This is a genomic window from Glutamicibacter protophormiae (assembly GCF_016894325.1).
Lineage (GTDB): Bacteria > Actinomycetota > Actinomycetes > Actinomycetales > Micrococcaceae > Glutamicibacter > Glutamicibacter protophormiae.
On the sequence record NZ_CP069806.1, the window covers coordinates 2,539,720 to 2,552,441 of the forward strand.

The window sequence follows — 12,722 nt, forward strand, 5'->3', positions numbered from 1 at the left end:
ACCCAACGCACCAAATACAATGGTTATGGTTATCCTCCAATCGGGTGTGGGGTACACCGGTTTCTATACATGCCGGTTCAGGCCCTGTCTGGATCGACCTTGCAATGAAGGAGTTCCGTGCAGAAGATCGAATTTGCCGACTCAGCCCAGTCCACCATCGGTGTCGAATGGGAAATTGCGCTCGTTGACCACGACACTGCTGATCTGTGTTCCGTCGCCGAGAAGGTGCTGTGCAAGCTCAAGGATGATGCCGGGATCCCGCATGAGGAAGAGCACCCGACTATCAAGCCGGAACTTCTGTTGAACACGGTGGAGATCGTCACCGGTGTTCACCACACCGTCGCCGAGGCCGCTGCAGAACTGCGCGAAAACGTCCGTACCCTCAGCGAAGTCACGACTCCGATGGGCGTGGACCTGTACTGCGCCGGCTCGCACCCATTCGCTGCGCCCACATCCCAGCCTGTGACCGACAAAGAACGCTACGCAAACCTGATCGACCGGACACAGTGGTGGGGACGACAAATGGTGATCTACGGTGTGCACGTACATGTAGGTCTCGATGACCGCGAGAAGGCACTTCCAATCACGGATGGCCTGGTCAACTACCAGCCGCATTTCCAGGCTCTCAGCGCCTCCAGCCCATACTGGGGCGGAGAAGACACCGGCTATGCATCGCAACGCGCGTTGATGTTCCAGCAGCTCCCCACTGCTGGAATCCCGTTTCATTTCAATACCTGGTCCGAATATGAGTCCTATGTTGCAGACATGCTCTACACGGGCGTTATCGACGATATCTCGGAGATCCGCTGGGATGTTCGTCCGGTGGCGCGCCTCGGCACCGTAGAAATGCGGATCTGCGACGGCATGAGCGCCCTGGAAGATATCAGCGCCATCACTGCCCTAACCCAATGCTTGGTACACGACATGTCGTTGAGCCTTGAAGCCGGAAACAAAATCCCGGTCATGCCTGACTGGTACCGAGTCGAAAATAAATGGCGCGCTGCACGTTACGGTCTGGACGCCATCATTATTCTCAACGCCCAGGGCGATGAAATGCTTGTCAGCGATCATTTGCGTATCGAAGTGAAGAGATTGATGCCAATAGCTGAACAGCTGGGTTGTGCGGACGAGTTGCAGGGCATCATCCGTTTAATCGAACGCGGTGCTGAATATCAGCTACAGCGAGAGGTGTTTGCCGCGTCAGGTGGCGATTTCCGCGAAATCGTCAGGACTAATGTCAGCCGAATGATCACACAAACTAACTGACAGATTCTTAGATGCGAAGCTACGATTCCAGCACCTGCTGGGCCCGCTCACCGATGCATGAAAATCTTGCTGCCAAATAATAAGGCAATTCTCCAAAATTGAAGGTGCCGTGCATTATTCAATGCACGGCACCTTCAGCGTATCGGATCCAGCCCCCGAAATATCTGCCCGTCAGCAGTCCTGAACTGCGAATTCCTAATGCGTCAGCACAATCTGTGTCACCGGCTGTGAGGAGTCGATCGCGAATTCCAGGCCTGATGGCTTTGCACCATCAGCAACCAATTGCGCACCAAGAGCGGCAACCATGCCGCCGTTGTCCGTACACAGGCTGAACGGCGGCACAACCAAAGCAATGCCAGCCGAAGCGCACCGAGCAGCCAGCAGTTCGCGCAGCCGTGTATTTGCGGCTACTCCCCCGCCCAGCAGGACGGTGGTCAGGTTGTTCTCGACCATTGCACGAACAGCTTTGGAGGTAATGACGTCGACGACAGCTTCCTGGAAGGACGCGGCGATGTCGGCCACTGGGATCGGCTCCCCCGCGGCTTCGAAGTGCTCGACGCAGCGCGCCACCGCGGTCTTGAGGCCAGAGAACGAGAAGTTGTTGCGGTGCTTGCCGGGGTTCGCTGCGCTGCCGACGAATTTCGGCAGCGACAGGCCGCGCGGGAAACGGAACGCCTTGCGGTCCCCGTCCTTGGCGGCCTTGTCGATGGCGGGGCCACCCGGGTAGCCAAGACCCAGCAGGCGGGCGACCTTGTCGTAGGCTTCGCCGGCGGCGTCGTCAATGGTCGAGCCTAGCAGTTGGACGTCGTTGGTCAGCGAGGTGACTTTCAGGATCTCGGTGTGGCCGCCGGATACCAGCAGCGCACCGAAGGTCGGGGGCAGCACGGTGCCTTCCAGCACGCCGACGCCCACGTGGGCGACCAGGTGATTGATGCCGTACAGCGGCTTGCCAGTGGCCAGCGCCAGTGCCTTGGCGGCAGAGACACCTACCATCAGCGCACCGGCCAGCCCCGGTCCGCTGGTCACTGCAATGGCGTCGATGTCATCGAGCGTCAGTTTCGCGGTATCCAGGGCTTGCTGCAGGGTGGGCACGAAGGCTTCCAGGTGGGCACGGGCGGCGATCTCCGGGATCACGCCGCCGAAGCGAACATGCTCGTCCATGGAGCTGGAGACGGCGTTGGCCAGCAGCTGGGTGCCGCGCACGATGCCGACACCGGTTTCATCGCAGGAGGATTCGATTCCCAGTACTACCGGTTCTTTCGTGCTCATGCGGTGGGTTCCTCTTTTTCATGCGTACGTTCTTCCTGCAGTGCATCCAGCTGCAGTCTCATGATCAGTGCGTCCACGCCGCCCTTGTAGTAGCGTGCGCGTCGGTGGATGGTGGTGAATCCCAGGGATTCATACAGTGCAATGGCAGTCGGATTGTCGAAGCGGACTTCCAGCATGACATCCAGAGCCTTGGACTCCCGTGCGGTGTCGATCAACAGGTTCATGAGTTTCCGGCCCAATCCCTGTCCTTGGTACGCCGGATCAATGGCGATGGTCTGCACATCGCTGATGGGCAGCACGGTGCACAAGCCCGCGTAGCCGACGACCTTGCCCTGGTCTTCGTAAACCCAGTAGTTGCGGGTTTCGTGCTGGGCCAGCTCGGATTCGAAGGCGGCCACCGGCCAGGCATCCTCGGGGAACAGCCGTGTTTCCAGCTGGTGCACTTCGGAGATGTCGGCGCTGGTCATGGGGCGCAGTTCGACGCTCATGCCGTGGCTTCCTTGGCCTGCGCCTGCTTCATAAAGGCCGGCACCTGAGCATCAGACTCGCGCAGATACTGCGGGGCGGTATTGGACAGGTCCTTGCCGGCGGCCAGGTCCTTGAGGCCATGCTTGGCCAGGTACGCGGACTCGGCGATCCATGCAAAGGACTCGGGCTGCGGGGCGGCGCCGGCTTCGCGCAATGCGTCCTCGTAGATCCCGGCGCCCACGCCGTACACCGGCAGTGCCGGCAGGGTCGCGGCGGCGGCCACGTGCGGGCCATCCGTCAAGGCTCCCTGGCGGTTGTACGTGGCCCAGTACACTTCCTTGCGGCGTGCGTCCGAAGCCACGATGAATTCTTCCGGAATCTCGTCCAGCTCCAGCACCCGTTCGGCGAGCGCATGCAGCGACATCACGCCGTGCACCGGAACCTGCCAGACAAAGCCGAAGGTGCGTGCCGCGACCAGTCCCACGCGCAGGCCGGTGAACGGGCCGGGGCCGACGCCCACGATGACGCCTGCCAGCTCCGGGCCCTGCTGGCCGTGGTCGGCCATGAGGTCGCGGACGTAACCGGCCAGGGTTTCGGTCTGGTCATTGCCCTTGGGCGACGTACGGGCGGCGATGACCGCTCCGGTGTCCGCATCGATCAGCGCGACCGATGCGTGGGCGGAGGTGTCGATGGACAGGTAGTTAGGCATGTAGCTCTCCGGTGTGCACGGCATCAAGCAACGTGCTCTTCAGATGTTCAAAGGCTGGTTCGTCCCAGCGCGGGCCGATGGCCTTGAGGGTGAACAGGCGTGGTTCGTCCAGGTCCGCTTCTTCTTCCCAGGGGTTAACGGCCGGCTTCTCCGCGGCGGCGGTGAGCGCTTCGCGGTCCAGTTGCAGTTCCAGGCGGGAGTCGGTCAGGTGCTCGACCTTGCCCAGTCCCCACTCGACCACGGTGACCGATTCGGCCAGCGTGGATTCCAGGTCCAGGGTGTCCACGTCGTTCTGGTCCTTGAGCCGGTAGGCGTCCACGTGGATCAGCCCGGGGCCCTCGACCAGCGAGGGATGCTGGCGGGCGAGCACGAAGGTCGGGGAAATGATTCCCTCGCGGACCTTCAGTCCCACACCCAGCGACTGGGTCAGGGTGGTCTTCCCCGCACCCAGGGCGCCGGTGAGGATCAGCAGGTCCCCGGCCCGCAGCTGGGTACCCAGTGCGGTGCCCAGCGCTTCGGTGGCGGCGAGATCGGTCAGTTGTACGGTGAATTCCTTGGCGGTCTCACTCACCGGCTTCTCCCCAGCTGCCCTGGACGTAGTAGCGCGGCACGCGCGGGGAGATGCGGGTGACGACCTCGTAGTTGATGGTGTTCGCGGCGTAGGCCCAGGTGTTGACGCTCTGGCCGCCCTCGCCGAAAATGATGGCCTCGGCACCCAGGAAGTCCGCCGGGTCAACGTCCGGGCCCAGGTCGATGACGCACTGGTCCATGGCGATGCGGCCGCGCACCGGGTAGGTCTTGCCGTTGATGGTCACCGGGGCTCCGGTGGCGATGCGCGGCAGGCCGTCGGCGTAGCCCAGCGGGATCAGGCCCAGGTAGGTCTCCGCAGCGGTGTGGTAGCTCAACCCGTAGGAGACACCCTGGTTCAGCGGGACCTTCTTGACGTTGGCCACACGGGTCACCAGTTTCATGGCCGGGCGCAGGCCGAAGGAGTCCGGGGATTCGTTCTCGAAGGGGCTCAGGCCGTAGAGGCCCAGGCCCAGGCGTACCAGTTCGTGGTGAGAGTCCGGGCGGGAGAGGATGCCCGGGGTGTTGGCGATGTGGCGCACTTCCAGGTCGAAGCCCGCGGCTTCCACCAGGGCGATGGCTTCGTCGAAGACGGCCAGCTGCATGTCGGTTTCCGGGCGCTCGGGCTCATCGGCCACGGCCAGGTGGGAGAAGACCCCGACCACGCGCAGCAGTCCGGCTTCCTGGTACTCGCTGGCACGCTGCAACAGGCTTGGCAGGTCTGCCATGGTGGAGCCGTTGCGGCCCAGTCCGGTGTCCACCTTCAGGTGGATGCGGGCGGGGGCCTGCAGCCGCCGGGCGGCCGCCGCGATGGCGTCGAGGTCCCAGCCGGAGACACCGAGGTCTATACCGGCCTCGATGGCGTCGTCAAACGGGGTGTCCTGGGTATGCAGCCAGGCGAGCATCGGGGCATCGAGCCCGGCTTCGCGCAGTGCGAGTGCTTCGGTGACGTGAGCGCAGCCGACCCAGCCGGCGCCGGCTTCCAGCGCCGCGGTGGCGACCTGCAGGGCGCCGTGCCCGTACCCGTCCGCCTTGACGACGGCCATGACCGCGGCCGGGGCGACAAGGTCGACAACCTGCTTGACGTTGTTGCGGATCGCTGAGAGATCGATGACTGCCCGGCGTTCCCACGGGGCGGAGGTCGGGGGCATTATCGCGGCAGTGTCATTGCTTTGCTCAAGTGCTTCAGAGTTCACCGTTCCATCTTCCCACTTTTCGTCTTTTCATGCCGTCACTTCCCCCGTGCCCCGAGTTGCATCACCCTGTGGTGTTAAATTCGTGGGGCGGGCCGCCTGGACCCGGAGGTCTGGCGGTCCGCCCCTGAAAGCGAGTGATGATGACGCTGAAGGTTGCTAACGCAGAGACTTGATCTCGTCGCGGATCTGTTCCAGCAGAGCCAGCTGCGGATCTGGTTCCGGCTCTTCTTCTTCGATGCCTCGGTGGCGCTTCAAGGCCTCAGTTGCCTTGTTCATTGGCATGACCAGCACGAAGTAAACGGCGGCGGCGATGAGCAGGAAGTTGACCAGAGCGGTAATGAATACGCCAACCTTGATGTCGACCCCGTCAATGGTGAAGAGCAGGAAGCCATCGAAGTTCGGGGACCCGACCAGCGCTGCAATCAACGGCATCAGCACGTTGTCCACCAGCGCGGTCACTACGGCGCCGAAAGCTGCACCGATCACCACGGCAACGGCCAGATCGACGACGTTGCCCTTCATAATAAAATCGCGGAAACCCTTAAGCATGGGTCGATCATACACAGGCATTTCTCAGATCGACAGGATATCGGCTACTCGAATTCGACTTGTTCGATAAAATCACACGTACTGTTAACGGCTGATTAGATCTTTCGCAACAACATCCGGCGCACCGAATGATCGGCCGCCTTGCGCAGTACCAGCTGGGCGCGTCCACGGGTAGGCAGCACGTTTTCCTTGAGATTCGGGGCGTTGATGCGCGACCAGATGTCATGGGCGGTAGTGCGCGCTTCCTCGTCGGTGAGCTTCGCATAGCGATGGAAATAGGAAGCCGGATCCGAGAAGGCACCGGAGCGCAGGTTCATGAAGCGGCGGATGTACCATTCCTCGATGTACTGGGTCTTCGCATCCACGTAGACACTGAAGTCGAAGAAGTCGCTCAGCGCCAGCCCCACAGTTCCGTCCGAGCGGGTACGTGCCGGCTGGAGTACGTTCAGGCCTTCGACAATCAGCACCTGCGGCGAGCGCACGTACTGCCGCTGGCCGGGAATGATGTCATAGGTCAGGTGCGAGTACACCGGGGCGCTGACTTCCGGCACGCCCGACTTCACCGCGGAGACGAAACGCAGCAGCGCACGGCGGTCATAGGATTCAGGGAAGCCCTTGCGCTGCATGATGCCGCGGCGCTCCAGTTCGGCATTGGAATACAGGAAGCCGTCGGTGGTGATCAGCTGGACGTCAGGGGTTTCGGGCCAGCGGCGCAGCATTTCCCGCAGCACACGTGCGGTGGTGGACTTGCCCACTGCCACCGAACCGGCCACGCCGATCACGAACGGGGTCCGCCGGGTCTGCTCCCCCAGGAAGGTCGTGGTCGCCCGATGGGTCGCCCCCGCCCCCTCGACATACAGGGACAGCAGGCGGCTGAGTGGAAGGTACACGTCACGCACTTCCTGCAGGTCCAGGGAGTCGCCCAAGCCGCGCAGGCGCTCGATATCGTCCTGATTCAGCGGCTGTTCCATTTGGTTGGAAAGCCGTGCCCAGGTTTCGCGTTCGAGGTCTACGAAAGGCGTAACTGTTGATTCGAGTGTGTCGTGTGGTTCCACGAGGACAAATTCTGCCAACAACTAGGGCCACAACCCAAATAACTCTGATTTAACACTCGGACGGTCGTCGCCGCTGCCGCGCGCCAAGGTGACCTATCGCACAGCTTTTTTTGAGTGCTCTGCCACGATTAGTTCCATCGTTTGACCATGAGCCGGTAGTCTTTTTTTCATGTGCGGAATTGTAGGATATGCAGGAACCTCAAGCGCGAACGCCGACCACGGCGCCCTTGACGTTCTGATTGAAGGCTTACGCCGATTGGAATACCGAGGCTACGACTCTGCCGGTGTAGCAGTCGTCGCTGACGGTGCTATTCATTCCAGGAAAAAGGCCGGCAAGCTGGTCAACCTGGAGAACGAGATTGCCGAGGATCCACTGCCGGCATCCATGACCGGCATCGGCCATACCCGCTGGGCAACCCACGGAGGTCCGAGCGACGGAAACGCCCACCCACACCTGGCCGACGGTGGCAAGCTGGCCATGATCCACAACGGCATCATCGAGAACTTCGCCAGCATCAAGGCCGAGCTGTTGGCCGACGGCGTCCAGTTCCTTTCCGAGACCGACACCGAAGTTGCTGCCGCCTTGCTGGGCAAGGTGTATGCCAACGGCGCCGAGGGCGATTTGACCCGCGCCATGCAGCTGGCAGTACAGCGCCTCGAAGGCGCTTTCACCCTGCTGGCAGTCCACCAGGACCACCCGGGCGTAGTCGTGGCAGCACGCCGCAACTCCCCGCTGGTGCTCGGCTTGGGCGACGGCGAGAACTTCCTGGGTTCGGACGTTTCCGGCTTCATCGACTTCACCCGTCGCGCCGTGGAACTGGGCCAGGACCAGATCGTGACCATTACCCCGGATGCCCATTCCATCACCGACTTCGACGGCAACCCTGCCGAAGGCAAGGAATTCACCGTCGACTGGGATGCGGCCAGCGCCGAGAAGGGCGGCTTCCCGTCCTTCATGGAGAAGGAAATCTTCGACCAGCCAGCCGCCGTGGCCGACACCCTGCTGGGCCGCTCGGACGCCGAGGGCCGCCTGACCCTGGATGAGCTGCGCATCGATGCCGAAGACCTGACCAAGATCAACAAGATCGTTGTGCTGGCCTGCGGTACCAGCGCCTATGCCGGCCAGGTCGCCAAGTACGCCATCGAGTCCTGGTGCCGCATCCCCGTGGAGGTGGAGCTCTCCCACGAGTTCCGCTACCGCGAACCGATCGTGGACAAGAAGACCCTGATCGTGTCGATTTCCCAGTCGGGCGAAACCATGGACACCCTGATGGCGGTGCGCTATGCCAAGGAGCAGGGTGCCAAGACCATGTCCATCTGCAACACCAACGGATCCACCATCCCGCGTGAATCCGATGCCGTGCTGTACACCCATGCAGGTCCGGAGATCGCGGTGGCTTCCACCAAGGCGTTCCTGGCGCAGATCACCGCCACCTACCTGCTCGGCCTGTACCTGGCACAGCTGCGCGGCAACCTGTTCTCCGGCCAGATCAAGGACATTCTGGCAGACCTGGGCAAGATCCCGGCCAAGATCCAGGACATTCTGGACCGCAGCGGGGAGATCAAGGAACTTGCCCGTTCCATGGCCGATGCTTCCTCCGTGCTCTTCCTGGGCCGCCACGTCGGCTACCCGGTCGCCATGGAAGGCGCGCTGAAGCTCAAGGAGATCGCTTACATCCACGCCGAGGGCTTCGCCGCCGGCGAGTTGAAGCACGGCCCGATCGCCCTGATCGACGACGGCCAGCCGGTCTTCGTGGTGGTTCCATCCCCGCGCGGCCGCGACTCGCTGCATGCCAAGGTCGTTTCCAACATCCAGGAAGTCCGCGCCCGCGGCGCCAAGACCCTGGTCATCGCGGAAGACGGCGACGACGCAGTGAAGGACTTCTCCGAGTTCGTGTTCTACGTGCCGGAGACCCCGACCCTGCTGATGCCGCTGCTGGCCACCGTGCCGCTGCAGATCTTCGCCTGCGAGCTGGCAACTGCCAAGGGCTTCGACGTCGATCAGCCACGCAACCTGGCCAAGTCGGTGACCGTGGAGTAATCCACCGGTTTCCTAGCCACGAGCTGCGGGTGTCCTCATGATGGGAGGGCACCCGCAGTTTTTTTATTGCCCCGCGGCGGCTCTGGATAAACTGGGAGGCATGATTGCAGGAATTGGTGTAGACATTGTCGACGTGCCGCGCTTCGGGCGGCAATTGGAAAAGACACCGCGACTGCACGAACGGCTGTTCACCGTGGATGAGCGCGGGCTCCCCCTGCGTTCGCTGGCGGCACGCTTCGCGGCCAAGGAAGCTATCGCCAAGGCCCTCGGTGCGCCGGCGGGAATGAACTGGCAGGACTGCAGCATCATCAAGGACGAGGCCGGGGATCCCCAGATCCATGTCACCGGGACCGTCGCGGAGGCGAGTGCCCAGCGGGGCATCACGTCTTGGCATCTGACCATGTCGCATGACGGCGACATGGCCATTGCGATGGTTGTCGCCGAACGCTCGTAACCCTCTTTGCGACACGAACTCGAATAAAACCAGCGTTGCAGGTAAAGGATGAGTATTGTTTGATTTATGATCCCCGTCTACAGTCTTGCCCAGGTTCGTGCGGTAGAAGCCCAGGAGATTTCACGGCGTTCTAACGCCGCCCTGATGAAACAGGCAGCCAACGCGTTGGCTGCGGAAGCCGTGGACATGCTTGGCGAACAGCCCGTCGCTCCCGGCACCCTGGTGGTAGGCCTGATCGGTCCGGGCAACAACGGCGGGGACGGGCTCTATGCCCTGGCCCAGCTGGAAGATCAGGGCTACGCAACTGCGGCGCTGCAGTGCGCTTCCTCGGTCCACTCCGATGCACTGTCCGTGTACGAATCGGCTGGCGGACGGATTGTGCCATATTCACAGGACAATCAGTCTCTCGCCGACGCGACTCTGATCATCGATGCCCTCTACGGTCTCGGCTACCGCTCCGGAGCAGAATTGCCCCGAATCCCCCGGGGTTCCCGGGTGCTGGCCTGCGATCTGCCATCCGGCCTGAACCCGGAAACCGGAGTCGCAGACGACATGGTGCTGCTGGCCGAACGGACTGTCACCTTCGGGGCGATGAAGTCCGGCTTGCTGACCGGTGACGGACCGCTGGTCACCGGGGAGATCATTGTGGTTCCGCTGGACTTCGACTTCAGCGGCCAAACACCCCAAACGCACATGGTGGACAAGCAGGTGGCACTGGAGCTGCTTGATGCCCATCGCTCATGGCGGGACGCGGGTCGCCACAAATACCAGCGTGGAGTACTCGGCCTCATCGCAGGTTCGTCGCTGTACCCTGGAGCCGCGCAGCTGACTGCCCGTGCTGCCGTGAATTGCGGCGTCGGCCTGCTGCGTACCCACGTGCCGGAAGATATTGCACCGCTGCTGGCCGTGGCGGCGCCTGAAACCGTACCGCTGAACGATGAGCAGATCAGGGAAGCACTGTCTTCGGCCCGCCGCTACCTGCACGGGCGGGGCGCCAAGATCTCGGCCTGGGCCATCGGCCCCGGCCTGGACAGCCGCACTCCCCCAACCGGTGTCATCGCGGAAGTCTTCGCCAGCCGCCAACCAGCTGTCATTGACGCATCGGGCCTGGAGCTCGTGCCCGCCGGCCCCAGTGAGCAACCACGCGTGCTCACTCCCCATGCCAAGGAACTGCGGATGCTGCTGCGCCGCGCAGGCGTCAACGTCACCATTGAAGAGATCACGGCGGATCCGATCCGCTGGACCCGGTGGGCCGCACTGTCGTACAACGCGGTCGTTCTGCTCAAGGGCCCTACGAACTACATCGTGGCGCCGGATGGCAGCAGCCTAGTCGTCAGCCATACCGCCCCGCAGCTCGCCACGGCTGGCAGCGGTGACGTATTGACGGGTATTCTGGGCTACCTGCTCTCAGACAGCTCGCTCACCGGCGTGAACGGCCTGCAGACGGTCTCCAATCACCGCATGATGGAGCTGGCTGCTTGCGCTGCTGTCATTCATGGACATTTGGGCCGCACTGCGGCTTTGGTTGGCACTGTCAGCGCATCGAGGCTCATCGAGCGTCTGCCGGAAGCCATGAAGGAATTCGGCTTCAAATAAGGCTGTTTCCCTCATGGGCACATATACCTGCGCCACCGTGGGTTCAGTAGTCGTTGCCGCCAACCCACCACGGATCGGCGACAACGACTACTGTTCATAGGGAAAATATTGCACTCAAACGGTCAGGAAGTGGTCCTGGCCTACTTGGGAATGACCCCAGCGTAGTCAGTCTGGTATCCGGTGACCGGCTGATGGGGAATCTCTTCCCAGCGCTCTGGATCTTCCTGCTGGACCTCGCCGCTGGCCATTCCGAGCAACAGTTCCTTGACCGCAAGGACATTTTGTTTGATCAGCGCGCCGCGGGCTTTCTGTCCGAGGCTTCCATTGCTGGTATTTCCACTGGTTTCGAGGAAAATTACGGGATTGCTGTGCCCTTCGGAATTCATGCCTCCATAGTCCAGACCCAGCATCATCGCGGAGACGACTCCGCCCTTGATATCGATTTCCTGACCATTGCCGACCTGATAACGGTCAATGTTAATCGACCCGTACTTGGAGAGCTCGTCGTATATATGGACTTGCATCTGCCGGGTTAGGACGTCGTATGCACCGTTCTTGATTCCTGGTAGCGTTGGTCCGCCTGGAGCCAAGGAGATGCCGAGAGACATGGTGACATCATCATTGGTTCCCCACTCCTTCTTGAGCCCCTGATGATGAATATCAATCCCAAAGGCGGGGTCGACCATGGTCCAGTATTCATAGAATGCCAACGATTCATTGGCGACGAAGCCGGTTGGCGTCCAGTCCCTGTTGAGATCGATTCGCTGTTCTCGACCATTAGTTCCCAGTTCCGGATCACCGGTCACAGAGTCGCGCAGAATGGTGTGGCGAATGTTCGCTTCCGATCCATCTGGGTTGTACATCGGAATGATGTGGAAGGTGAACTTCTCGCGGAGTAGTTTGTAGTCCGGAGAACCGTTGGTGCCAAGGTCTTTCAGCAGAGTCAGCAGGGAATCAGATCCGTAGGGTTCGTTGCCGTGGATTCGTCCTTGAAGCCAGACATCTTGTGGGCCGTTGCCAACAGTTGCAACATAGAGATCGCGCCCCTGCTCCGATTTGTTGACTTTCGTTCCGGCTTCCTCAAGCGTGAAAACATCGACACCGTGGCGGGAAGTCGACTCCAATTTCTTGAGCTCTTTAACGACATCTGCATAGGTCAGGATACTGGAGATGTTCGTTTGGCCGTTGGGCGATGGCAGATTTGCCTTGGCGATGGCCGGCGCGGCTACCGCAAGTGGTGCAGTGAGCGCGATCGCGGCTGTAGCGGCTAAGGCAAGACCACGTCGTTTGCGAGTTGATTCTCCATTGAATCGAGGCACAGGAGGCTCCTAAGAGTGAGGGATGCATAAGAAATTACCAGTCAAGCGTGTTTTTCAGGGGCCGCTCAACTTCAAACAACTTATGTGCAGTGACTCACTCCCGGCAAGGATGAACTGCTCAGGAAAGATTTAACTGAGCCCAATCGCCAACTTTGAATCAATCCGTCTACAAATGACGGCATTTTCTTACATTCGTCTAAACTATATTGGATTATTACGAATCGATGGGCACC

At 61.3% G+C, this 12,722-nt stretch carries 12 protein-coding genes; 4 read left to right on the plus strand and 8 right to left on the minus strand.

What is annotated here, in order from left to right:
• Positions 1 to 117 precede the first annotated feature (117 nt).
• On the plus strand, positions 118 to 1,266 hold the full coding sequence (locus tag JQN66_RS11810; protein WP_204675189.1) for a glutamate--cysteine ligase: 1,149 nt from the start codon (positions 118 to 120) through the stop codon (positions 1,264 to 1,266).
• 195 nt (positions 1,267 to 1,461) lie between these two features.
• Here JQN66_RS11810 and tsaD read toward each other — a convergent pair whose 3' ends face one another.
• The 7 genes from tsaD to coaA all read right to left on the minus strand — a co-directional run bounded on the left by tsaD (position 1,462) and on the right by coaA (position 6,995).
• A complete protein-coding gene (tsaD, locus tag JQN66_RS11815; protein WP_204675191.1) occupies positions 1,462 to 2,535 on the minus strand; it encodes a tRNA (adenosine(37)-N6)-threonylcarbamoyltransferase complex transferase subunit TsaD in 1,074 nt (357 codons plus the stop codon).
• Positions 2,532 to 3,023 (minus strand): ribosomal protein S18-alanine N-acetyltransferase, encoded by a 492-nt coding sequence (gene rimI, locus JQN66_RS11820; RefSeq protein WP_204675193.1) that lies wholly within the window; start codon positions 3,021 to 3,023, stop codon positions 2,532 to 2,534. Before rimI ends, tsaD begins: the two co-directional genes overlap by 4 nt.
• On the minus strand, positions 3,020 to 3,712 hold the full coding sequence (tsaB, locus tag JQN66_RS11825) for a tRNA (adenosine(37)-N6)-threonylcarbamoyltransferase complex dimerization subunit type 1 TsaB (RefSeq protein WP_204675195.1): 693 nt from the start codon (positions 3,710 to 3,712) through the stop codon (positions 3,020 to 3,022). Before tsaB ends, rimI begins: the two co-directional genes overlap by 4 nt.
• Positions 3,705 to 4,283 carry a tRNA (adenosine(37)-N6)-threonylcarbamoyltransferase complex ATPase subunit type 1 TsaE gene (tsaE, locus tag JQN66_RS11830; protein ID WP_188948892.1) on the minus strand — a complete coding sequence of 193 codons (579 nt, stop codon included), beginning with the start codon at positions 4,281 to 4,283 and terminating at the stop codon, positions 3,705 to 3,707. The genes tsaB and tsaE overlap by 8 nt, the downstream gene beginning before the upstream one ends.
• The gene (gene alr, locus JQN66_RS11835) at positions 4,276 to 5,430 is read right to left on the minus strand and encodes an alanine racemase (protein ID WP_204675197.1); all 1,155 of its coding nucleotides are present in this window, start codon (positions 5,428 to 5,430) and stop codon (positions 4,276 to 4,278) included. The genes tsaE and alr overlap by 8 nt, the downstream gene beginning before the upstream one ends.
• A 201-nt stretch (positions 5,431 to 5,631) precedes the next feature.
• Complete coding sequence (mscL, locus tag JQN66_RS11840; RefSeq protein ID WP_188948894.1) at positions 5,632 to 6,024, minus strand: large conductance mechanosensitive channel protein MscL; 393 nt, start codon at positions 6,022 to 6,024, stop codon at positions 5,632 to 5,634.
• A 95-nt stretch (positions 6,025 to 6,119) separates the two neighbouring features.
• Complete coding sequence (coaA, locus tag JQN66_RS11845; protein WP_239464000.1) at positions 6,120 to 6,995, minus strand: type I pantothenate kinase; 876 nt, start codon at positions 6,993 to 6,995, stop codon at positions 6,120 to 6,122.
• Between the two features lie 253 nt (positions 6,996 to 7,248).
• Between coaA and glmS the strand changes: the two genes are divergently transcribed.
• The 3 genes from glmS to JQN66_RS11860 all read left to right on the plus strand — a co-directional run bounded on the left by glmS (position 7,249) and on the right by JQN66_RS11860 (position 11,170).
• Positions 7,249 to 9,120 carry a glutamine--fructose-6-phosphate transaminase (isomerizing) gene (gene glmS / locus JQN66_RS11850; protein WP_204675199.1) on the plus strand — a complete coding sequence of 624 codons (1,872 nt, stop codon included), beginning with the start codon at positions 7,249 to 7,251 and terminating at the stop codon, positions 9,118 to 9,120.
• A 100-nt stretch (positions 9,121 to 9,220) separates the two neighbouring features.
• Positions 9,221 to 9,574 (plus strand): holo-ACP synthase, encoded by a 354-nt coding sequence (locus JQN66_RS11855; RefSeq protein ID WP_204675202.1) that lies wholly within the window; start codon positions 9,221 to 9,223, stop codon positions 9,572 to 9,574.
• A gap of 144 nt (positions 9,575 to 9,718) precedes the next feature.
• Positions 9,719 to 11,170 (plus strand): NAD(P)H-hydrate dehydratase, encoded by a 1,452-nt coding sequence (locus tag JQN66_RS11860; protein WP_204675203.1) that lies wholly within the window; start codon positions 9,719 to 9,721, stop codon positions 11,168 to 11,170.
• Positions 11,171 to 11,310: 140 nt separating this feature from the next.
• On the opposite strand, the gene JQN66_RS11865 is transcribed toward JQN66_RS11860, so the two are convergent.
• Positions 11,311 to 12,489: a M14 family zinc carboxypeptidase gene (locus JQN66_RS11865; RefSeq protein WP_204675206.1), complete on the minus strand. Its 1,179-nt coding sequence runs from the start codon at positions 12,487 to 12,489 to the stop codon at positions 11,311 to 11,313.
• Positions 12,490 to 12,722: the final 233 nt, after the last annotated feature.

Excerpts from the sequence above, each read along its gene's own strand:
- tsaB (WP_204675195.1), bottom strand. The coding sequence starts at position 3,712 with ATGCCTAACTACCTGTCCATCGACACCTCCGCCCACGCATCGGTCGCG.
- mscL (WP_188948894.1), bottom strand. The coding sequence starts at position 6,024 with ATGCTTAAGGGTTTCCGCGATTTTATTATGAAGGGCAACGTCGTCGAT.
- tsaD (WP_204675191.1), bottom strand. The coding sequence starts at position 2,535 with ATGAGCACGAAAGAACCGGTAGTACTGGGAATCGAATCCTCCTGCGAT.
- rimI (WP_204675193.1), bottom strand. The coding sequence starts at position 3,023 with ATGAGCGTCGAACTGCGCCCCATGACCAGCGCCGACATCTCCGAAGTG.
- JQN66_RS11855 (WP_204675202.1), top strand. The coding sequence starts at position 9,221 with ATGATTGCAGGAATTGGTGTAGACATTGTCGACGTGCCGCGCTTCGGG.
- coaA (WP_239464000.1), bottom strand. The coding sequence starts at position 6,995 with ATGGAACAGCCGCTGAATCAGGACGATATCGAGCGCCTGCGCGGCTTG.
- alr (WP_204675197.1), bottom strand. The coding sequence starts at position 5,430 with ATGCCCCCGACCTCCGCCCCGTGGGAACGCCGGGCAGTCATCGATCTC.
- glmS (WP_204675199.1), top strand. The coding sequence starts at position 7,249 with ATGTGCGGAATTGTAGGATATGCAGGAACCTCAAGCGCGAACGCCGAC.
- JQN66_RS11860 (WP_204675203.1), top strand. The coding sequence starts at position 9,719 with ATGAAACAGGCAGCCAACGCGTTGGCTGCGGAAGCCGTGGACATGCTT.